This is a genomic window from Pseudomonas ficuserectae, assembly GCF_024584585.1.
GTDB lineage: Bacteria > Pseudomonadota > Gammaproteobacteria > Pseudomonadales > Pseudomonadaceae > Aquipseudomonas > Aquipseudomonas amygdali.
The window spans coordinates 3347156-3369802 of record NZ_CP085684.1; the positions used below are offsets into that span (position 1 = coordinate 3347156).

Annotated in this window: 7 protein-coding genes and 2 pseudogenes; 2 read left to right on the forward strand and 7 right to left on the reverse strand. The window is 60.7% G+C overall.

Going from position 1 to position 22647, the window contains the following annotated elements:
* Positions 1 to 49 precede the first annotated feature (49 nt).
* The 4 genes and pseudogenes from LJU29_RS29640 to LJU29_RS14810 form a co-directional block, all read right to left on the reverse strand.
* Positions 50 to 4102 carry a non-ribosomal peptide synthetase gene (locus LJU29_RS29640; protein ID WP_257110855.1) on the reverse strand — a complete coding sequence of 1351 codons (4053 nt, stop codon included), beginning with the start codon at positions 4100 to 4102 and terminating at the stop codon, positions 50 to 52.
* 86 nt (positions 4103 to 4188) lie between these two features.
* On the reverse strand, positions 4189 to 12918 hold the full coding sequence (locus LJU29_RS29645) for a non-ribosomal peptide synthetase (RefSeq protein ID WP_257110856.1): 8730 nt from the start codon (positions 12916 to 12918) through the stop codon (positions 4189 to 4191).
* 54 nt (positions 12919 to 12972) lie between these two features.
* Positions 12973 to 17823: pseudogene (locus tag LJU29_RS29905) on the reverse strand (amino acid adenylation domain-containing protein).
* Positions 17801 to 18496, reverse strand: a pseudogene (locus LJU29_RS14810) (DUF6001 family protein); the annotation flags it as partial. The pseudogenes LJU29_RS29905 and LJU29_RS14810, both read right to left, overlap by 23 nt.
* A gap of 554 nt (positions 18497 to 19050) precedes the next feature.
* Between LJU29_RS14810 and LJU29_RS14815 the strand changes: the two are divergent.
* Both LJU29_RS14815 and LJU29_RS14820 read left to right on the forward strand, forming a co-directional pair.
* Positions 19051 to 20166: a type III PLP-dependent enzyme domain-containing protein gene (locus LJU29_RS14815; RefSeq protein WP_005758391.1), complete on the forward strand. Its 1116-nt coding sequence runs from the start codon at positions 19051 to 19053 to the stop codon at positions 20164 to 20166.
* Between the two features lie 24 nt (positions 20167 to 20190).
* Positions 20191 to 20526 (forward strand): DMT family transporter, encoded by a 336-nt coding sequence (locus LJU29_RS14820; protein ID WP_004662130.1) that lies wholly within the window; start codon positions 20191 to 20193, stop codon positions 20524 to 20526.
* Positions 20527 to 20557: 31 nt separating this feature from the next.
* Here the strand turns inward: LJU29_RS14820 and LJU29_RS14825 are convergent, their stop codons facing one another.
* The 3 genes from LJU29_RS14825 to LJU29_RS14835 all read right to left on the reverse strand — a co-directional run bounded on the left by LJU29_RS14825 (position 20558) and on the right by LJU29_RS14835 (position 22590).
* Entirely contained in the window at positions 20558 to 21355 is a 798-nt protein-coding gene (locus LJU29_RS14825) for a phosphodiesterase (RefSeq protein ID WP_257110857.1), read from the reverse strand.
* Positions 21356 to 21475: 120 nt separating this feature from the next.
* Entirely contained in the window at positions 21476 to 22063 is a 588-nt protein-coding gene (locus LJU29_RS14830) for a peroxidase-related enzyme (RefSeq protein WP_054995458.1), read from the reverse strand.
* Positions 22063 to 22590, reverse strand: coding sequence for a CMD domain-containing protein (locus LJU29_RS14835; RefSeq protein ID WP_005743664.1), 528 nt, complete (start codon positions 22588 to 22590; stop codon positions 22063 to 22065). The genes LJU29_RS14830 and LJU29_RS14835 overlap by 1 nt, the downstream gene beginning before the upstream one ends.
* Positions 22591 to 22647 lie beyond the last annotated feature (57 nt).

Below are 22647 nucleotides of genomic sequence, written 5' to 3' on the forward strand. Positions count from 1 at the left end.
ATGCCGCCTTACCGCCAGTAGCGCTGGCCTGCCTGTCCTGTCAAACGGTTCATTGCGTTTCTCCCACGCCAATTGCCAATCCGTCGTACCACCAGGCCGCCAGACTGTAAACGTCTGGTGCCTTGAGGACGCTGAAGTGATTGCCCGGTCCCTGCCATAGCGTCAACTGCGGTATCAGGTGTTGCCACCCTGTTGCAGATGACGCCTGCTCGAGCTGATTGTCCAGAGCATCCAGTTGCGGATCATCCACCAGCACCAGGCTGGCCCTGCCGCTGTAGCCTCCCGGCTCTGGTCGATAGACAGTCCGTATCGCGCTGGCAAATGTACGAACAATCCCTTGCAGTGCCTGTGCTGCCAGACGCGGTGGCAACAGCCCGACGCGCACCATGGCCTGTTGCAGGAGGTGCAGTTGAGTGTCTCCATCGCTGTCGGCAAACACTTGAGGGTCGATTTCCAGGCTTCTGCCAGCGGACAACTGCAACGCTTCGATCAGCCGCTCCAGCACTGCCGTCGCGGTATAGGGCTTGCTGCGCAGTCCGTCGCCACCAGGCGCTTCGCTGTCGATCAGGGTCAGCGAGACAACCTCGCGACCACGAGCCTGAAGCTTGACGGCCATGGCATGCGCCGCCCAGCCACCAAAGGAATGCCCAACCAGATGCAATGGGCCGTGTGGATACATTGCTTCGATGGCTTGCACATGGCTCTGCGCTGCAGCTTCCACCCTGCTGTGCGGAGCACTGCGGCCGTCCAGACCTCGCGGCTGCAGACCATAGATAGGCCAGTCAGGCCCCAGCGCTTCGGCCAGGCCGATGAAACTGGTGACGCTGTCACCGGCACCCGGCACGCAGAACAATGGCGCATGTCCATCCCGCCCGCTCTGGATGGCCAACAGCGATTGATAAGCCGGTGTCGACGGCGGTGTATCGGGTACTGCATGCAACGCCGCACTGATACTCCGACCGAGCGTATCCACGTGAGGTGCCTGCATCATTGTCATGTGGTCCCCAGGCACGCTGACACAACGCAACTGGCCTTTTGGCAGGACTTCGCCCCAGCCCAGTGTAGGACTGGTGCCTGTCGGTGCCATTGGACGCTGCTCTGCGCAGAACAGGTGGATCGGCAAACCGAGCGGTTCCAGTTGGTAATGCGCCAGGGCGTGACCGTGCGCCACTTCCCGGTCCAGGTAGTGATGCAACTGTTGATCGCTGGCCTGCGCGAGTTCCTCGTACAGCAGCTCCTCGTCGCGGCAAAGTTTCAGTAGGGTTTCAAAGTCTGGCAGGGTCGTCTGTCCGCTCAATGAGGTCAGACGCGCCAATGCAGCAGCACCCGCCCCGCTCTGGGCTTTCCAGTGCGCGATGCAGTGCGACAGTAATTGCCGCTCAAGCAGGTCAGGTCCTTGCCAGCGGGCCTTGCCCTGATCAGTCAGGCGCGGCACGTAGCTGTCGATCAGGCCGAGAAATGCTACGGGCTCGTCCATACCGAGCAGTTGAGTCGCCACTTCATAGGCCAGAACCCCGCCAAACGACCAGCCTGCCAGCCGGTAAGGACCGCGTGGCTGGACCTGCCGAATACGTTCCACCAGCCGCGCCGCCAGGCATTCCATGGTGCGCAATTGCTGCTGGCCAAGGCCAACCCCCGGCAAGCCGTAGATCGGGAAGTCGCCCTGCAGGTGTTGTCCAAGGACCGGAAAGTAAGCATCCAGACCGGTAAAGTCATGAATCAGGAACAGAGGCGGTTCGCTGCCACCTGCCCTTACCGTGACGACCTCCTGAGCTTCAACCGAGGGTGTCGGACGCTGGTCGAGCAATCCGGCCAGCGCTGCGATGCTCGGATGCTGGAACAACTCGGCCAGAGACAGTGACAAGCCTGCTTTTTGCAGCAGGCTGACCAGACGGATCGCCGACAGCGAATGGCCACCCAGCTCAAAGAAGCTGTCGTGTCTGCCGATTCGGCCCACTTCCAGAACCTCGGCCCACAGCTGCGCCAGACGCTCCTCCAATGCCGTGGTCGGCGCTTGATAAGCATGGTTCGCCAGCGCGGCCATGTCCGGGGCTGGCAAGGCCTTGCGGTCGACCTTGCCATTCTGGGTCAACGGCAGTGCATCCAGACCGACAAAGACCGCAGGCACCATGTATTCCGGCAATTGCCCTAGCAGGTGCGCTCTCAATGCAGCACTGTCGAGCGCAGCGTCGCGACGGGTGAAGTAGCCCACCAGGCGCAACGAGCCATCTTCCAGACGTTGCGTAGTCACAACGGCTTCGCCAACGCCCGGGCATTGCGCCAGGTGCTGTTCAATCTCGCCCAGCTCGATGCGTACCCCACGGATTTTGACCTGATCGTCGTTGCGGCCCAGGTATTCAAGGGTCCCGTCAGCCAGCCAGCGCACCAGGTCGCCGGAGCGGTACATTCTGGCCTCGCTGCTGTCGCTGAAAGGATCATCAACGAAGCGCTCGGCGGTCAGCTCCGGGCGGTTCAGATAGCCACGTGCTACGCCTGTGCCGCCGATATACAACTCGCCGGGCACCCCTAGCGGCACAGGCTGGCCCTGCGAATCCAATACATAAAGCCGCGCATGGGAAACAGGCTTGCCGATGTGCAAGACCTTGCCCGGCTCCATCAGACCGGAGCTGGCAACCACCGTGGTTTCCGTCGGACCGTAGTTGTTGACCACCGCGAAACCAGGGTCGCGATTGAAGTGACGCAAACGGTCGCCACCAATCAACAAGGTTTTAAGGGTCGGATGGCGCAACTCACGACTGAATGCATATTCGGCCACCGGTGTCGGCAGAAACGCGACTTGCAGAGGTTGCGCCAGCCACCAGTCGAGCAACACATCAAGCTGTTCGTTGCCAATCTCCGCAGGCGGCAGATGCAATACCGCACCGGCACATAACGCAGGCCATACTTCCCAGGCCATCGCGTCGAAACCAAACCCGGCAACGCTGGCGGTATGACTGCCCGCACGCAGATCGAATGCCTGACAGTGCCAGTCCACCAGATTGTTCAGCGTCCGATGCTCGACCATCACGCCTTTGGGCAGTCCGGTGGACCCCGAGGTATAAATCACGTAAGCCAGTTGACGCGTGGTCATTTGCGGAACATGCGGGTTGTCGGTGCGTTGCGACCAGTCCGGGCGATCTAGGACAACCACCGGTACAGCCAGGCTGGGCAGACGCGCCAGCAGGCCGGACTGAGCCAGCACCACGACAGGTGCGCTGTCTTCAAGCAGATAGCCGATGCGCTCGTCTGGATGTGCCGGATCGACCGGCACATAGCTTGCCCCGGCTTTCAACACCGCTAGCAAGCCGGTGAGTGTTTCAAGCCCGCGCCGCGCCACTACCGCTACACTGTCATCCGGACGTACGCCCAAGCCGATAAGGTGATGGGCCAGTGCGTTGGCACGGCCATTCAGCTCCGCGTAGCTCAAGCGCTGGTCGCCTGCCTGGGCAGCCACAGCGTGCGGCTGATCAAGCGCCTGTTGCTCAATACGCTGGTGAATGGTCAGCGGGTTCTCTGGGCTGAGCGCTTGGGCATTGAAGCCATCGAGCAGTTCGTTTCGTTCAGTGACCGGCAGAATATTCAGCGACTGAATCGGCGCGGTAAGTTTTTGCTCAAGGGCGATCACCAGGTTCTCTACGGCGCAGGAAAGGTACGCGCAGACACGCCGGGCATCGATGCCCGTCTTGGTCAGCGCCGACAGGTCAAACGCCTCGCCCAGGTCATCGACGCTGAGCGTCAACGGGTAGCTGCTGCGCTCACCGGCCTGCAACAGTTCGATCCCCTGCCAGGCTTTTTCGGCAGCCTCGTCGTGCTCTCCGGGCGCAGTGCTGTGGCGGTAGTTCAACAACGCGCTGAACAACGGCGCGCCCGCAGGCAAGGCGCTGCAACGCTGGGCGATTGCCAGCGAGGCATGCTCGTGGGCAAGCAATCCGGTCAGACGCATATGGGTCTGCAACACCGCATCGCGTGTGCTCTGACCGAAGAGGTCAATGCGCAGCGGCAAGGTGTTGATGAACACCCCGAGCGTGCGCTCTGTCCCCTCGGTGCCGTTCAGGCGACCGAGCAGTACGGTGCCGAACACCACTTTGTCGCGCCCGGACAAGCGGCCCAGTACCTGAGCCTAGGCCAGGTGCATCAGGCTGGCAGGGCTGACACCCAGTTGCCGTACTTGATCGCGTAACCGCTGGCTCAGCGCCGAATCCAGGCGCAGCCTGGCTTCACTCGGAACATCCGGCCCCGGCAGCGAAGTCTGGCCATACGCCAGGTGGGTTCGTCCAGGTCACCCAATTGCTCGCGGAAGAACGTTTCATGCGCGTGCTCACCCGCCCCCAGCAAGGTCTGCGCAATGTAATTGCGGTAAGGCACTGGCGCGGGCAGTTGCGCCTGCTGATCCAGCAGTACTGCCTGCAATTCCCGGCTCAGCAGGTCGAGGGCAACGTGGTCCATGATCAGGTGATGGAACAGCAGTACCGCGACGATACGCTGGTTGTCTGGGTCATCGGCGTGCACCAGACGCAGCAGCGGTGCACGGACAAGGTCCAGCGGTTCGGGATCGGCCAGTGCCGCCAGCGGCAATTCGATCACCGGCAGGTCGGCATGACGCCATACCACTTGCACAGGTGTTTCCAGGCCTTCCCAGCACAGCGACGTACGTAGCACATCGTTACGGGCGATGACCTGCTGCAACGCTTGGCAAAAGGCATCCAGCCGCGAGCGGTCGGCAAATGCAAAGCGTGCCTGCAAGCGATAAGGGTCATCGTCACCGGCTGACAGGTAATGATAGAAAATACCTGCCTGCAAAGGCCCCAACGGGTAGATGTCCTGAACATTGGGCGCACCGCCGGTAACGCTGGCGACGATGCGATCAATACCTGCCTGATCCAGCTTCACCAAGGGCAGCAGGTCCGGGGTGATCGAGGTGCAATCCGTACCGATCAGGTTGGCCGGAACCTTCACCTGACTGCCGTTGCCGATGGCGCGGGCCAGGGCCGCGAGGGTTGGCTGGGCAAACAACACGCGAATATCTGCGTCCATGCCACGACGACGCATGCGAGCGATCAGGGTGACGGCGAGTAGCGAATGGCCACCGAGTTCGAAAAAGTGGTCGTTGCGCCCTACCTGCTCGACCTGCAGCAAATCGCTCCAGATCTCGGCAACGGCTATTTCCAGTTCATCTTGCGGCGGCTCGTATTCACGCCCCGGCAGAGCGTCGCGGTCCGGGACAGGCAAGGCGCGGCGATCCACCTTGCCATTGGCGGTCAGCGGCCAGGCGTCAAGGCGCACAAAAGCGCTTGGCACCATATAGCCTGGCAGACGAGCCAGCATCTCGGCACGCAGTCCGGCGACCTCAATGGCGGAGGCAGCGGCGTGTTCGATGAAGTACGCCACCAGACGTGGTTGCCCAGGCTCGTCTTCGCGGGCCAGAACCAGCGATTCCTCGATACCCGGCAATGCCGCCAACTGCGCCTCGATTTCGCCCAGCTCGATACGTACACCACGAATCTTCACCTGATCATCGTTACGGCCCAGATAATCCAGCGTGCCATCGTCATTCCAGCGCGCCAGATCGCCAGTGCGGTACATGCGCGCTTGCGGCTGCCCACTGAACGGGTCGCTCAGGAAGCGCTCGGCAGTCAGTTGCGGCTGGTTCAGATAACCACGCGCCACGCCTTCGCCGCCTATATACAACTCGCCGGCAACGCCCAAGGGCACCAGTTGCTGCTGGTCGTCGAGCAGGTACACGCGGGTATTGGCAATCGGTGTGCCTATATCCAGGCTGCCATCCGGCAGCAGACGGCCCGAGGTGGCCACCACCGTAGCCTCGGTCGGGCCGTAGTTGTTGATGACGGCAAAGCCCGGGTCACGGTGGAACTGACGCAGGCGGTCGCCGCCGATCAACAGCGTGCGCAGGGTCGGATGATGCAGCTCGCGACTGAACGCGTATTCAGCCACCGGGGTCGGCAGAAAGGCTACTTGCAGCGGTTGCGCCAGCCACCAGTCAAGCAGCGCGTCGAGCTGCTCGTTACCGATGTCTGCAGGTGGAACGTGCAGCGTTGCACCGGCACACAGCGCCGGCCAGATTTCCCAGGCCATTGCGTCAAAGCCGAAACCGGCAACACTGGCAGTGTGGCTGCCTGCATGCAGGTCGAACGCCTGGCAATGCCAATGCACCAGATTGGCCAGGGTGCCATGCTCGACCATCACGCCTTTCGGTTGCCCGGTCGAGCCCGAGGTGTAGATGACATAAGCCAGTTCGCGGGACGTCAGCCCCGCCACCAGCGGATTATCCGCCTGCGCCGACCACTCGGGTCGATCAAGCGCAATCACCGGCACCACCAATGCTGGCAGGCGTGCGATGAAGGTCTGTTGAGCAAGTACCACCACCGGTGCGCTGTCGGTCAGCAGGTAGCCAAGGCGTTCATCGGGATGCGCCGGATCCACCGGCACATAGCAGGCACCGGCCTTGAGCACTGCCAGCAGGCTCACCAGCGTGTCCAGCCCGCGGCGCGCAACCACCGCCACCCGATCATCCGGGCGCACGCCAAGGCTGATCAGATAATGGGCAAGGCTGTTGGCCTGGCGGTTCAACTCTGCGTAGCTTAGCGACTGTTCGCCAGCCCGGGCAGCGACGGCTTCAGGCAGACGTGCGGCCTGAGCTTCGATCAGGCCATGAACGGTCTGGCCTTGCGGGAAACTCACCGCGCTGGCATTGAGGCTTTCAAGCAGATACTCGCGTTCCTGAGGGCCCACCAGCGGGATATCACCCAGCACCGCGTTTTCGTTATTCACCAGCGCGTGCAGCACCTGTTCGAAATAACCGTAATAGCGCTGCACCGTGGGCTCATCGAACAGCGCGGTTGCGTATTCCAACGTGCCAAACAGCGAGTCACCCTGCTCGCCGAGGTTCAACGACAGATCAAACTTGCAGACCTGACTCTCCTGCTCGACCACGCTCAGCGACAAACCGTCCATGTCCGGTAACGAGGTTTCCCCGGCCAGCCAGTTGAGCGTGGTCTGGAACAACGGGGAGTGAGCCAGGCTGCGGGTCGGCCGGACAATTTCCACCACCTGCTCGAATGGCAGGTCCTGATGATCCTGAGCCTCCAGTACCCGCTCCCTGACCTGTGCCAGCAATGCATTACCGGTCAGCGCCGAGGCTGTATCGATGCGCACGGCCAGGGTGTTGACGAACAGCCCGATCAGCCCTTCCAGCGCCGCACGACCGCGTCCTGCAATCGGGCTGCCGACCACCACTTCGGTCTGACCGGAAAGACGCGCCAGCAATGCGCCCCATGCGGTCAGCAAGGTCATGTACAGCGTGACGCCTTGCCGTTGCGCCAGCGCTCGCAAGCCTGCCGTCAGTGGCCCGTCCAGCCGCACGTTCAGGCTGGCACCGGCGAAGTCCTGCTGCGCCGGGCGGGGCCGGTCGGCAGGCAGCGTCAGTAGCGTCGGTGCGCCTTCCAGGGCTTGTCGCCAATAGGCTGCCTGATGTTGCAAGCGCTCGCCGCTCATCCAGCCCTGCTGCCATACCGCATAGTCGGCGTATTGAATAGCCAAAGCTGGCAGGGGATCGTCCTTGCCTTGATGCAATGCCGGGTACAACGCGAGCAATTCGCGAGTCAGCACGCCCAGCGACCAACCGTCGGCGACGATGTGGTGCACCGTCAGCAACAACACATGCTGCTCGTCTTCCACCTGTAGCAGGCAGCCACGAATCAGCGGCCCACGCGTCAGATCGAACGCTGCGGTGGCCTCTACAGCAACACGTTCGGCCAGTGTTTCCGGCATTTGACGCAGATCTTCAACATGCAGGACCGGCATGGCCGCAGGCGCAGTAAACACCACCTCTGCGCCCTCTTCGCAGGCGATGAACCGGCTGCGCAGGGTTTCGTGGCGCTCGACGATCCGTGATACCGCAGCGGTCAGCGCAGCTACATCCAGCAAGCCCTGTATGCGCAGGGCCAGCGGGATGTTGTACGCCTCATTGCCACCCTCCATCTGCGCCAGGAACCACAAGCGCAGTTGGGCGAACGACAGCGGTAACGACTGATCACGCGGTGCAGGCAGGATCAGCGACAGTTCACTACGCCCGGCACCGGCCAGCGCACTGGCGACGGCGGCCAGCTCGCCCAGCGCGAAGAGTTCGCCCAATGGCAACTCCATGCCCATCTGTTGACGCACCTGCGACACCATGCGCATGGCCAGCAAGGAATGCCCGCCCAGATCGAAGAAGTGGTCGTGGCGGCCTACCTGTTCAATCTGTAGAACTTCCGCCCATATCTGCGCCAGAGCCACTTCAATCTCTCCCTGCGGTGGCTCGTAGGCCAGCCCCAGCAGCGACGAGTGATCCGGTTTGGGCAGCGCACGGCTGTCAAGTTTGCCGTTGGCAGTCAGCGGCAGCACGGTCAGCTCTATATAGGCTCCCGGAACCATGTATTCAGGCAGGTTGGCCTGCAGATGTGCACGCATTTGCTCCGGCCCGGGGGCATCGGACTCCGGCTGGCTGGTGAAATAGGCAACCAGACGTACATTGCCCGGCTCGTCCTCACGAGCCAGAACAACGGCCTCTCTGACCCCCGGCAACTGGTGCAGACAATTGACAATTTCGCCCAGCTCAATACGGAAGCCACGGATTTTCACTTGATCGTCGTTGCGTCCCAGGCATTCCAGTTGGCCGTCATCCAGCCAGCGACCCAGATCGCCGGTGCGGTACAGCATGGCGCCAGGCTGATCGCTGAACGGGTCGGCAATAAACTTCTCGTCGGTCAGATCCTGGCGGTTCAGATAACCCAGCGCCACACCGTCGCCACCGATGTAAAGCTCGCCGATAGCTCCCAGCGGTGTCAGGCGCTGATGAGCGTCGAGCACGTAGACACTGGTGTTGCCTATGGGTCGACCGATAGGCACGTACTCGGCCTCATCGGCCAGCGTTCTTACTTGGCAGGCAGTGGCGAAGGTGGTTGTCTCGGTGGGGCCGTAAGCGTTCAGCAGGTGCAGACCCGGTGCCTGGGCAAGCAGTTTGCGGAAGCTGGCCGGGTCTGCGCGCTCTCCGCCTGAAAGCAGCAGGCGCAGACCCCCGAGTGCCTCTGGAATCAGTTGCACGTATTGGTTGAACAGCGCGGTGGTCAAAAACAGCACGCTGACATTGCCCTGACGCAGGGCCGCGCTGAAACGCATCGGGTCAATCAGCGTGGTGTGCTCGATCACCAACAACTGCCCGCCGTTGAGCAACGCGCCCCAGACTTCCATGGTGCTTGCATCGAACGCCGGATTGGAGGCAAAGGCGATGCAGTCCTGCTCGTTGAAGTCGGCATAACCGTTGTTCAACACCAGTCGGGTGATACCGCGATGGGCGACACGTACGCCCTTTGGCGCCCCCGTCGAACCAGAGGTATACATGACGTAAGCCGCTGTATCAGAGGCCTGTGGCAGGCCCGGATCATGCGCAGGCTGGTCGTCAAGAGTCAGGCGGTCCAGATCAATACGCCGCACGGATGAGGCTGTCGACATGGCACTCTGCGTCAACACGTATTTCGCCTGGCAGTCATCGAGCATGTAATGCTGCCGCTCGGCAGGCGCGTGGACGTCCAGTGGCACGTAGGTCGCTGCACATTTACCGATCGCCAACTGGCTGATCACCAGTTCCAGCGAGCGAGGCAGCAGAATCGCCACATGCTCATTGGGCTTCACACCTTGCCCCAGCAGGTAATGGGCCAGGTGGTTGGCACGTTCGTTCAGCTCCCCATAAGTCAGCGAACGGCGGCCATGCACGGCAGCCACTGCATGCGGATGCAGCGCAGCACGGCGCTCAAACAGGCGATGCACGAGCTGCTCGCGGGGGTATTCACGACGGGTGTTGTTGAACGTGGTCGACAACAGCGCGTGTTCAGCCTCCGGCAGCACCGATGATTCGATCAAAGCCGTTTCCGATTGCTGCTCCAGTGCCTGCACCAAATGGACAAGGGCTTGTTGCACATAAGCGCAAATCCGTTGCGGATCAATACCCGGCGCAGTCTGGGCTGTCAGGCTGAACGCATCGCCGAAGTCATCGATACACAGGGTCAGCGGGTAGTTGCTGCGCTCTTCTGCATGCACGACCTCAATCCCTTGCCATGCAGCGTTGCTTGCCTGGTCATCGACCTCAGGCACAGCGCTGTGGCGGTAGTTGAGCAACGTATTGAACAGCGGCGCGCCAGCCGGCAAGGCGCTGCATCGCTGGGCCAGTGCCAACTGAGCATGCTCGTGGGTGAGCATGCCGACCAGACGAGCGTGCAGGTCGAGCACCGTACTGCGCGCGCAATGCCCGCCCAGGTCCATGCGCAGCGGCAAGGTGTTGATAAACACACCCAAGGCCCGCTCGCCGCCTTCGCCACCGCGCAACCGTCCAAGCAGTACGGTGCCGAATACCACGCTGTCGCGCCCGGACAACTGCCCCAGGACCTGAGCCCAGGCCAGGTGCATCAAAGTAGCGGCGCTGACGCTCAGTTGCCTTGCCTGATCACGAACCTGATGGCACAGGTCGATGTCCAGTGTGAGTCGGGCCTCGCCAGGAATCTGATCTGCCGATGCCATTACCAGGCCGTAAGGCAGGGTCGGCTCATCGACATCGCCCAACTGCTCGCGGAAGAACGCTTCATGGGCCTCGTCGCCAGGCCCTTGCAGGACGTGGGCAATGTAATTTCGGTATGGCACGGGCGCTGCGAGCGAAGCTTCGTTGCCCAGCAGTACGGCCTGCAATTCATGGCTCAGTACATCAAGAGCAATATGGTCCATGATCACATGGTGGTAACGCAGAACCGCCGCAATCCTGTGGTTGGCCGGGTCATGGGCATAAACCAGATGCAGCAGCGGTGCCTGAGTAAGGTCCATGCGTGGGGCATTGAAAAGGTCGTGCAACACTGTCTCTTGAACGTGCATGGGAGCCTGACGCCAGACCACCTGCACCGGCGTTTGCAAACCTTCCCAGAACAACGCGGTGCGCAGCATATCGTTGCGTTCGATCACCCGCTGCAATGCATCGCAGAAAGCGTTCAGCCGCGATACGTCGGCGAACGCGAACTGCGGCTGCAACAGGTAGGGATCGCTGTCCCCGGCGGTCAGGTGGTGGTAAAGAATGCCTGTCTGCAAGGGGCCCAGCGGATAAATATCCTGCACATTGGCGGCACCGCCCGGCACCTTCGCGACGATACGGTCGATGGCTGGCTGATCCAGCGCTACCAATGGCAGCAGTTCGGGTGTAATGCGCTGGCAGTGCGCATCGATCAGGTTGGCCGGCACTTTGACTTCAGTGTCGCGACCGACGGCGTCAGCCAGCGCTGCCAGTGTTGGCTGAACAAACAGAACACGAATGTCGGCACGCATGTCCAGACGACGCATACGCGCAATCAGGGTCACGGCGAGCAATGAGTGGCCGCCCAGTTCAAAGAAGTTATCCTGACGCCCAACCTGCTCCACATGCAGCAATTCGGCCCAGAGGCTGGCGAGGGTGATTTCGATCGTACCCTGCGGCGCTTCATAGGCACGGCTGGCGATACTGTCGCGATCCGGTGCCGGCAAACTTTTGCGGTCCAGTTTGCCGTTCGCGGTAACTGGCAGGCTGGCCAGCCTTACAAACGCCGCAGGCACCATGTATTCGGGCAGCAGCCCCGACAGCCAGGCACGCAACTGCTCGATATCCAGCCCGGTTTTATCTTCACCGCAGGTGTAATAGCCAACCAGTCGTTTGTCGCCCGGCACATCCTCGCGTGCCACTACCACAGCGTCGATGACATCCGGATGATCGTTCAGGCGAGACGCGATCTCACCCAGCTCAATACGGAACCCGCGAATCTTGACCTGCTCGTCGTTACGGCCCATGTATTCCAGGCTACCGTCGGCCATCCATCGTCCAAGGTCGCCGGTACGGTACATGCGCGCACCCGGTGCATAGCTGAACGGGTTGTCGAGGAAACGTTCGGCCGTGAGCGCTTCACGGTTCAGATAACCCCGCGCCACACCGGCACCGCCAACATACAGTTCGCCAACCACACCTACCGGCACCGGCTCGCCGCGGGCGTCGAGGACATACATCTGCAAATCGGGAATGCGCCTGCCGATAGGACTGGCACCGACACGCATGGCGTCTTCGGGCTGCAATGGATAATAGGTCACATGCACCGTTGTTTCGGTGATGCCGTACATGTTCACCAGTTGCGTGCCAGAGTTTACGTTGCGTGCATACCACGGCTTGAGCATCGCCGTTTCGAGCGCTTCACCGCCGAAAATCACCTGGCGCAGCAAGTGCGCCTGCTCGTTCTCGCTTTGGGCAGCGATCAGTTGCCGGAACGCGCTCGGCGTCTGGTTGAGCACCGTAACTCCTGCGCTGCACAGCAGGTTGTAGAAGTCTTCCGGCGAGCGGCTGACCAGTTGCGGCACGATCAACAAACGTCCGCCGTGCAGCAATGCGCCCCAGATTTCCCAGACCGAGAAATCGAAGGCAAACGAGTGGAACAGTGCCCAGACATCCTTTTCGTTGAAACCGAACCAGTCATCGGTGGCCGAAAACAGCCGTGCAACGTTGCGGTGTTCGATCATCACACCCTTGGGCTGACCGGTTGAGCCCGAGGTGTAGATGATATAAGCCAGGCTCGTGGGCTTTACCGGCACCTGCGGATTAGAGACGGACTCGTCCTGCAAATCGGCATCGTCGAGACTGATTACCGGCACATCTGACACCGGCAGGGCGTGCTGCACTGACCGCTGACTCAACAACGCCACTGGCGCGCTGTCGCCGAGGGTGTAGGCCAAACGCTCGAGTGGGTAAGCCGGGTCCAGTGGCACATAGGCGCCACCGGCCTTGAGAATGCCCAGCAGGCCCGCGATCATTTGCAGGCTGCGCTGCGTGCAGATGGCAACACGGTCATCCACACTGATGCCCATGCCGATCAGGCGATGTGCAATTTTATTGGCCTGGGCGTTGAGTGTCGCGTAGCTTCAGGATGTATCTTCGAACGTTACGGCAATCGCATTCGGCGTGCGCTGCACTTGTGCTTCAAACTGGCTGTGCAGGGTCAGCCGCTGTGGGTAAACCGCATCGGGTGCATTGAAACCGTCGGTCAACTGCCGACGCTCGCTACCCGACAAGAGCGGAATGTGGTTCACGACCGTCTGGCTGTCGGTGACCATGCCGCGCAATATCGCCTCCAGGTAACCCAGATAGCGTTCGATGGTGCTGCGATCAAACAGCGCTGTCGCATATTCCACGATGCAGCGGAAACCATCGGCGCTGTCGCCGACGCTCAGCGCCAGGTCGAATTTTGCGAAAGCGGCCTGCTCTTCCAGCGGCTCCAGGTGCATGTCGCCCAGTTGCAAATCCAGACCCTGGCTGCCGTCCCAGGTCAGTGATGCCTGGAACAAAGGGCTATGCGAAAGACTGCGAGGCGGCCGCAGGCGCTCCACCACCTGTTCGAAAGGCAGGTCCTGATGGTCCTGCGCTGCTACCACGCGGGCCTTGATGCGGGCCAACAGTGCCACAGCATTCGGCTCACCCGAGGTATCGACACGCACGGCCAGGGTATTGACGAACAGACCGATCAGGCCTTCGATTTCGGCATGGCGGCGGTTGGCAACCGGCATGCCGACGACGACTTCCTCCTGGCCGGACAAGCGCGTCAGCAATGCGGCCCAGGCCCCCATGAACAGCATGAACGGTGTCACCGACTGCTCATGGCAGAAGGTCCTGAGGTCGCTGCTCAGGCGCGGATCGAGCTCCAGCGTGACACTGGCACCGGTATAGTCCTGATGCGCAGGCCGTGGACCGTCAGTGGGCAAGGTCAGCAATACCGGCGCACCCGCCAGTGCCTGCTGCCAGTAATCGCCCTGATGGCTCAACCGTTCGGCATCCAGCCAGTTGCGCTGCCACACTGCGTAATCGTCATATTGCAGCGTCAGCGCAGGCAGCGGATCATCCTGGCCTTGACTGAACGCCTGATAGAGCGCGGTGAGTTCACGGGTCAGAACACCCAGCGACCAGCCATCGGCAACGATGTGGTGTACGGTCAGCAGCAAAACGTGACGGTCTTCAGCCAGGCACAGCAAGCGACCACGAATCGGCAGGTCGCGGTGCATATCGAAGGGCTGCGCTGCCTCTTCCTTTGTTACCGCCTGTAAGGCTCCTGCGTCCTGGCCACGCAAATCCTGCCAGCCAATATCGGGTACTACCGTGGCGGACGCTGCCTGCACCCAGGCCTTGTCGTCTTCCTGGCTGAATTGGCTGCGCAGGCTATCGTGGCGGGCGACAATGCGTTCCAGCGCACGCGTCAAGGCACGGCTGTCCAGCGGGCCGCTCAGTTTCAGGCCCAATGAGATGTTGTAGGCGCTGTTGGCATCTTCCATTTGCGCCATGAACCAGATGCGCTGCTGAGCAGAAGACAGCGGAACAGGGCCGGTGCGTGGCTGTACGTCGATGGCAGGCAACTGGCTGCGCGCGGCAGCCGTCAGGCAGTGCGGCACCGCGATCAGCGAACTGTCGGCAAACAGGTCGCCAAGGGCAAGCTCAAGTGACAGACGCTGGCGGACCTGAGAAACCATACGCATGGCCAACAGCGAATGGCCACCCAGATCAAAGAACCGGTCATGACGCCCTACCCGCTCGACCTGTAGCAATTCGCTCCAGATCTGAGCCAGTGCGTTCTCCAGATCACCTTGCGGTGCCTGGTATTCCCCGGTCGACAGCGCATCGCGGTCGGGGACTGGCAATGCACGGCGGTCGACCTTGCCATTGGCCGTCAGTGGCCAGCTTTCCAGTCGTACCAATGCGCCGGGCACCATATAACCCGGCAGGCGGGCCAGCAGCGCGGTACGCAATTGCTCTACTGTGGTGGTGGGAGCGTCTGCATGTTCAGTGAAGTAACCCACCAGCCGTGGTTGCCCCGGCTCATCTTCGCGAGCCAGGACCAGCGCTTCCTCGATGCCTGGCAATTGGCCGAGCTGGCTTTCTATTTCACCCAGTTCAATGCGCACGCCACGAATCTTCACTTGGTCGTCGTTACGGCCCAGGTACTCCAGCGTGCCATCTGCGTTCCAGCGCGCCAGGTCGCCGGTGCGGTACATGCGCGCCTGTGGTTGTCCGGGAAAAGGGTCGCGCAGAAAGCGCTCAGCAGTCAGTTGCGGCTGATTCAGGTAACCGCGAGCGACACTGTCGCCGCCAATGTACAGCTAGCCTGCCACACCCAGCGGGACCAGTTGCTGGCGGTTATCCAGCAAATAAACCGAGGTATTGGCGATGGGCTTGCCGATGTCCAGGCTGCCATTGGGGAACAGGCGGCCTGAGGTGGCGACCACGGTGGTCTCGGTCGGGCCGTAGTTGTTGATCACTGCGAAGCCTGGATCACGATGGAACTGGCGCAGACGGTCGCCGCCGATCAGCAGCGTGCGCAGGGTCGGATGACGCAGGTTGCGACTGAAGGCGTACTCGGCAACAGGCGTGGGTAGAAATGCGACCTGCAACGGTCGGTTCAACCACCAGTCAAGCAACGCATCGAGCTGTTCATTGCCGATCTCTGCAGGCGGCAGGTGCAATGTCGCCCCGGCGCACAAGGCTGGCCAGACTTCCCAGGCCATGGCGTCGAAACCAAAACCCGCCACACTGGCGGTGTGACTGCCCGCGCGCAGATCGAAGGCGGCGCGGTGCCAGTCGACCAGATTATTCAGCGTCCGGTGCTCGACCATCACGCCCTTGGGCTGACCGGTCGAGCCCGAGGTGTAGATCACGTAGGCGAGATGAGTCGAATTGAGCCCGTCGATGTGCGGGTTGCCTGGCTGTTGCGGCCAGTTCGCCAGGTCAAGGTCGATCAGCGGTACTTCCAGCCGTTGCAACCCTGAAACGACGTTGAGACGTTCCACAAATGCCTGTTGCGTCAATACCGCAACCGGTGCGCTGTCAGTCAGCAAATAGACGATACGCTCATCCGGATGCGCCGGGTCAACCGGTACGTAGCCCGCCCCGGCCTTGAGCACGGCCAGCAAGCCGACCAGCGTCTCTAGGCTGCGTCGTGCAACCACGGCAACGCGATCGTCGGGCTGTACGCCGATGCCGATCAAGTGCTGGGCGAGCGCATTGGCATGCGCGTTCAGCTCGCTGTAACTGAGGCATTGCTCGCCCACCTGCGCGGCGATCGCATCAGGCTGTTGCTCCGCCAGGTGTTCGATGCGCTGGTGAATCGTCAGCCGGCGTTCATAGTCGGCCTGCCGATCATTGAAGCCGAGCAGAAGCTGCGCTCGCTCGCTGGCGGGCACGATATCAAGCTGATCGACGGGCATCTGCGGCGTCTGTTCCAGCGCATCGAGCACACTTTCCATGGTCCATTGCATGTAAGCGCAAATGCTTTGCGCACTGATACCTGCGGTGGTTTGTGCAGTAAAGCCAAACGCTTCGCCCAGGTCATCGACGCTCAGTACCAGCGGGTAGTTGCTGCGCTCCTGAGCATGCAGCACCTCAATGCCCTGCCATGTTTCACCGGAAGCCTGCGCTGGTGAACTGTGGCGATAGTTGAGCAAGGCGTTGAACAACGGCGTCGGCGCTTGCACCCCGCTGCAACGCTGGGCCAGTGCCAGTGGTGCATGTTCGTGGCGCATCAGTGCGGTCAGGCGCTGGTGAGTTGCCCGTACTGCGGCTTGCACGCCTTGATCGTCCATATCGAGACGCAGCGGCAAGGTGTTGATGAAGATGCCCAGCGCTCGCTCCGTGGCCTCGGCACCCAGCAGGCGCCCCATCAGCACAGTGCCGAAGACAACCCGTGATTGTCCGGCAAGGCCTGCCAGCACCCGTGCCCAGCCCAGGTGAAACAGGCTGGCGACGCTTACTCCCAAGGTCCGCGCCTGAGCGCGCAAACGCTGGCACAGCAGCAGATCAAGCGTGACACTGTGCTCTTCGAGCTCATCGGCGTCACCGCTCAAATCCTGCAGGCTGTACGCCAGGGTCGGTTCATCGAGGTCGCCGAGCATGTCGCGGAAGAACGCTTCATGCTGTTCTTCGCTGACGCCCAACAACGCCTGCCCGACATAGTTGCGGAACGGTACCGGTACACCCAGCAGCCCGGCCTGCCCCGACAGGCACGCCTGTATTTCATGACGCACCACTTCCAGCGCACTGTGGTCCATGGCGATATGGTGGAACAGCAGCGTAGCCTGCACCCCCTGACCTTGCGCCGGCTCATGGCAGACCAGACGCATCAGCGGTGCCTGGCCCAGCACCATGGTCATGCCTTCGGCGGTCGGCGAGGTATCGACCTTGAGTTCAGCGTGACGCCAGACCACTTGCACCGGGGTTTCCAGACCGTTCCAGTGCACTGAGGTGCGCAGAATGTCATGCCGGTTGATGACGGTTTGCAGCGCCTGGGCGAATGCCTTCAGACGCGCCTGATCAGAAAAGGCGAATTGCACCTGCATCACATAAGGGTCGCCCTGAGTGGCGGTAACGTGATGGTACAAAATGCCTTGCTGCAGCGGAGCCAGCGGGTAGATGTCCTGCACATTGGCGGCACCTCCCGGTATCGCGTCCAGCAACTGGTCGATGGTTGCCTGATCAAGCTCCACCAGCGTCAGCATCTGCGCAGTGATTTGCTCGCAGCCCTGAGGGATGCCATTGGCGGGCAACGTCAGTGCGCCGCGTTTGCTGTTCTGGTAGTCGCCTTGTTCGATGAGTTCTATCAGCGCCGGCTTGTGCTCGCGCAGGTGCTCCAGCAGACCGTTTTCGGTCAATGCACGGCGATTGCCCTGCACCACCAGTTGTCCGTCCTTGACCGTCAGGTGAATAGCGTGAGGCACAGGCAAGGCCGTCGTCATTCAGCATGCCGTGCCGGTTGAGCGCGCGGTCCCATCGCAGGAGTGTCCACTTGCGATTGGAGTTGACCCAGCCGTGGCTGGCCAGCGTCGCGTTCATCAGAAACAGTGCGGCGTTGCAGGCATAGGCGGCGGCCGCGCGGTATTCGCCACTGCGCCAGGCCCGCACTGAAAAGCAGGCGCTCTGGCGGAAGTCGTCGAACGCTGCCACCGACCAGATCGAACTCAAGTCCTTCTGACTGTCCAGATAAGGAAGCGACTGATCGGTCGACACCGCGCAGACCAGGCGCTCCAGGTACTTTCGCGATACTGCCTGCTGCTTGTCCCACTACTTGAACGCAACGAGTTTCTGTGCGGTAGCTTTGTGTGCGTCCGTCGCCAGTTGGGAGAACGCGTTGTGAACTTCTTCGCGGGCAAATGCCACCACTTCCATATGGTGTTCGTTGTGGTAAATCTGCGAGGCCATCGATTGATCGGACTGCCGATCATCGGTCACACATATCAGGTCTATATCACTGGCCGCATTAGCGATGCCATGTACGGGAGAGCTGCTGATCAGCGCCAGTTGTGCATCGGCATACTGGCGTTTTACAACCTCTTCCAGTTCAGAAAAAGCAAGTTGGCGCGAGGCCAGAAACTGCAGGGCGTTGCCTGAATAAAAAGCACGAAAATCCATGTACACCTTCCACTCGATAACGGTGACTTCATTGGCGCTGCTATTCGGCTTGCCGAGCAACCCCCTGCCTGATCCATGACCATGAATTACTTTGTCGTCGTTAACGCGAGCGCTGACGCAATGGAACAAGCCCCCATTACTTCACGATGTTGTACCCAGCAAGTGGCGTGCCACCGTTATTGATCATCGTGTATTGGCAAGGTGCCAGCTAATCGCCGACGCCGGCCTGAAGCGTGACTGAAAGATCGGCAAGCCTTTAAATTAACTGACTTTTTTACGCAAGCTTTCGAAACATGACAACCTTAATACATGTATCGAATTATGTATAAGCCACTTTTAGAAGTAGCAAAGTGCCATCCATGTTTATTATTTCAGGGCACGTAAGCAACTGCACCACGCCGACTTGATAGCGTCGAAATCGCACTGTTTTGGCTTATCGTCTTCTATACATGTTTATTAGATCACTGCCGTTAAGTTTGTTCGGCCGTCTGATAAAGCAGTGGCACGAAGCTTGCTCAAGCTCTGCTCACACTTCGAAGCCAGGGAAGTTCAACGTGGACACACTTCTTGCACAATTAGCCGACGACACCAACGACACCTTCTATACCGTTGACCCGCGCTGGATCACCCGGAATGCGCAGCAATTCAGTGGCTGTTTTCCAGGTACCGTGCTGTATGCAATGAAGGCCAATCCACTTGAGCAAGTACTTGAAGCCTTGAGCCAGGGTGGTATCAATCATTTTGACGTGGCGTCGCTTGCAGAGGTGCAGACGGTACACAACACGCTGCCCGATGCAGTTCAATACCTGATGAACCCAGTGAAGTCCCGCCATTGCCTGCACGAGGCTTACTATCGGTATGGCGTGCGTTCATTTGTGCTCGACAGTGAGGAGGAACTCTCGAAGTTGCGGGACGTGTTGCCCGAGCGCGACAGCACGATCAGCCTGTTCGTGCGCTACGCACCCTCCGAGTCGACGGCGGTTTATGATCTCAGAGGAAAATTCGGGGCAAGTCCGGTGTTAGCGACGCAACTGGTGCATCAAGTGGCGTCCAGCACCGACTGGTCACTCGGGCTGTCATTCCATGTCGGTTCGCAAGCCCTTGAAGACGGCCCGTGGCTCGCGGCCCTCAATGACGCCGATGCCATTGTGCGCGACACCGCCGAGCACGTCAGGCACCTGGATATCGGTGGCGGGTTTCCGGGTAATTACCTGAACTCCATGGGTAACACGCCAGACCTGGTTGGCAGAGTCTGCGACCATATCCAGACCAGCCCGACACTGAAGGACCTGAACCTGATCTGCGAAGCGGGTCGTGGTCTGGTCTACGGCGGCATGTCGCTATTTGCACGGGTGCTTTCAAGACGCGAGCAGAGCGTTTTTTGTGGTGCCGGTATTTTTGGCGGTTTGCTCTCAGCCCAGCAGTGGCTGCAATTTCCCGCACGCGTGTGGCGAGACGGCACCCCTTACACCGGTGCTGCGGAAAACACGTTCAATATCTTCGGCCCCACCTGCGACAGTATGGATCGCCTGGCCTTCCCCTACTCGCTCGCCAGCGATATCAGGGAAAGCGACTGGCTGGAATTCCAATCGACCGGCGCTTACTCGGTGTCCCTGCGCACCCCGTTCAACGGGTTTTACGCCGACCGCATCATTTCTCTCCCTTCCTGAATGCCTGAAAAGCGATCTGCCGCCATGCTCATAAAAGCCTATTTGTTCCTGCTTGCAGGAATTGTCGCTGAAACAGTGGCGACCATCGCACTGAAAGAAAGTAACGGCTTTACCCGTTGGGTCCCGGTTATTGCCTCTATCGCGGGCTACGGGCTCGGAATCGTCTGCCTGGGGTATGCACAACGGGACTTGCCGATGTCCCTGATCACCTCCATGTGGTCAGGGTTGGGCATTACGCTGATCACTGTCATTGCCGCGTTTCGCTATCAACAGGTGCCCACGTTAATGGCCGTGAGCGGTATCGGCCTGATCATCGCGGGCATCATTCTGGTCAATCTGGCCAAGGAACAAGTGGCCTGACAGCGCATGGTTGCCAGGCTCATATGTCGGTTCAAGCGAAGTCAAAAGGCCCCTCGAAACGGCCTATCGGCACCCAGTGGGTAATAAGACCGGTGTCGACCTTCCAGTGGTGCAGCAACAGCGCGGGAGGCTCGACATAGGAAGCGTCGGCAGCATCCGGGCGCAGTTGCAAGGCAATGGCCGTCGTCGTGCTCGGGGCCGTGCACATCAGCGTGCCGCCAAAGCGCAACTGCATGAAACGATGAATATGACCGCAGACGATTCGCTCGACAGCCGGGTATCTGGAGACCACCTCGGCCAGCCGCTCGCCCCTTTCACAGCGATAGGCGTCGATGCAGTGAATGCCACTTGAAAACGGCGGCTGATGCATCATGATCAACGTCGGTTTGTCAGGCTCCAGCGCCAGTGTACGATCCAGCCATTGGGTGGCGGTATCGGTCATGTCGCCGTGGTGCTGGTCGGGCACGCTGATATCCAGCCCGATGATGCGCATCGGCGCGGAACCCGAGTCGACGAAGCTGCAGTTTTCCTCATTGATGAAGTAATCGTGCTCCGGGAAGGCACTACGCAGGTTCTGCCGATGATCATGGTTGCCCGGTATCATCAAAAGCCTCTGGCGCAGCGGCTGCAGCAGCTCTCGGGCCATTGCGTACTCCTCGGGTCGCCCCTCATCCACCAGATCACCGCTGAACAGGATCAGATCAGGCGGCGGATCCAGGGCGTTTATCGTGTCGACGGCAGCCGCCAGCATTGCATTTGAATCGACAACGCCTTGATAGAGTAGCCCTCTGGGTCGTACATGCGTGTCAGAAATGTGCGCTATCAGCATTCCATTACCTCAATCGTGACCAGGTCGCTTATGTACTAGTACAGCGAACCTGCAACGACCGGGCCAGACTTCGCCCCGGCCATTACTGAAGCGCGGCAGCGATTGAGAACACCGCAGTCTTTAAACCTTGGGAAAGACTGGTTCTCCCAGATTGAGCATGAGCCGATTTGCCCAGGCGAATATCGAGATGGCGTGAATCAGGTCCAGCACCTGCGCATCGTCCAGCCCTTGCTCGCGCAGTGCATTGATATGCCCGGCGTTGAGCGAGGCCGGCTCGAGCGTCAGGTCGATGGCGAACTGCACGATGGCTTTTTCACGCGCGGTCGTACCTGCCGTATGGGGGTCGGCAAATACCTGGGCGATAACATCATTGCGCTTGGCCAGTTGTTCGAAGCGTTGCGCGTGCACTGACGCGCAATAGACGCAGCGGTTGATCCGCGACACGACAGTGCTCGCCAGCTCCCGCTCGGCGCGCGACAGGCCACCCGGTGCGTACATGATCGCGTTGAACGCCTGTGAGCGCTGGCGAAGGATGTCAGGGTGATGTGCCAGGGTCAGGTAGTAATCCGAGGTCTTGGCCTGCGGGTGGCTTTCTTCAAGCACCGCAACCTGCCCGGCGGTCGCGCTGTTCAGGTCCACGGTTGGCAGCCAGGCTTTCCAGCCCAGTACCTGATTGGTGAAACCTTCAATTTCTATGAGTTCGCTCATCAGGCTGCTCCGGCAGACTTTAAAGCACCCAGCCCTGCGGCCAGACGCACCTGGTAGGACAGAAAGGCGATCAGTTGCGCCAGCACCACTATTTCAGCGGTGCTCAGGCCCTGTTTTTGCAGCGCCTGCAACGCGCTTTGATCACCGTGTACCGGAGACTCGATCAGGGTGCGGGTAAAGCGCAGGATCGCAGCCAGGCGCGGGTCCTCCAGCAGGTCGATTCGGCTGGCGCTCACATCGGCCAGTACGCTTGCCTGCGCGCCAGTCGCCTGCAATTGCGAAAGATAATGCTCGCTGAGGGTCGGTTGCAGACTCAGCAGGGTCGCGTAATAGGCAACCCAGAGACGCTCGTTCAACGACAGGTTGTGCTCCAGCGTCGGGGCAAAAAACAAATCCTGACTACCCTGGGTCGCCAGTGCGACCTTGTCCCGCGCATGCCGAATTGCGTGCAACGGGCTGGCTGGCGCGATGCCCAACAGGCTATCCAGAGTGTCCGGAGGCGTCGAATGTTCAGTGGTCGATGTCATGACAGGTCCTGCAATGCTGTGGTTGCATGCGCGCAGCCGCTTCAAGAAGCGGCGCGT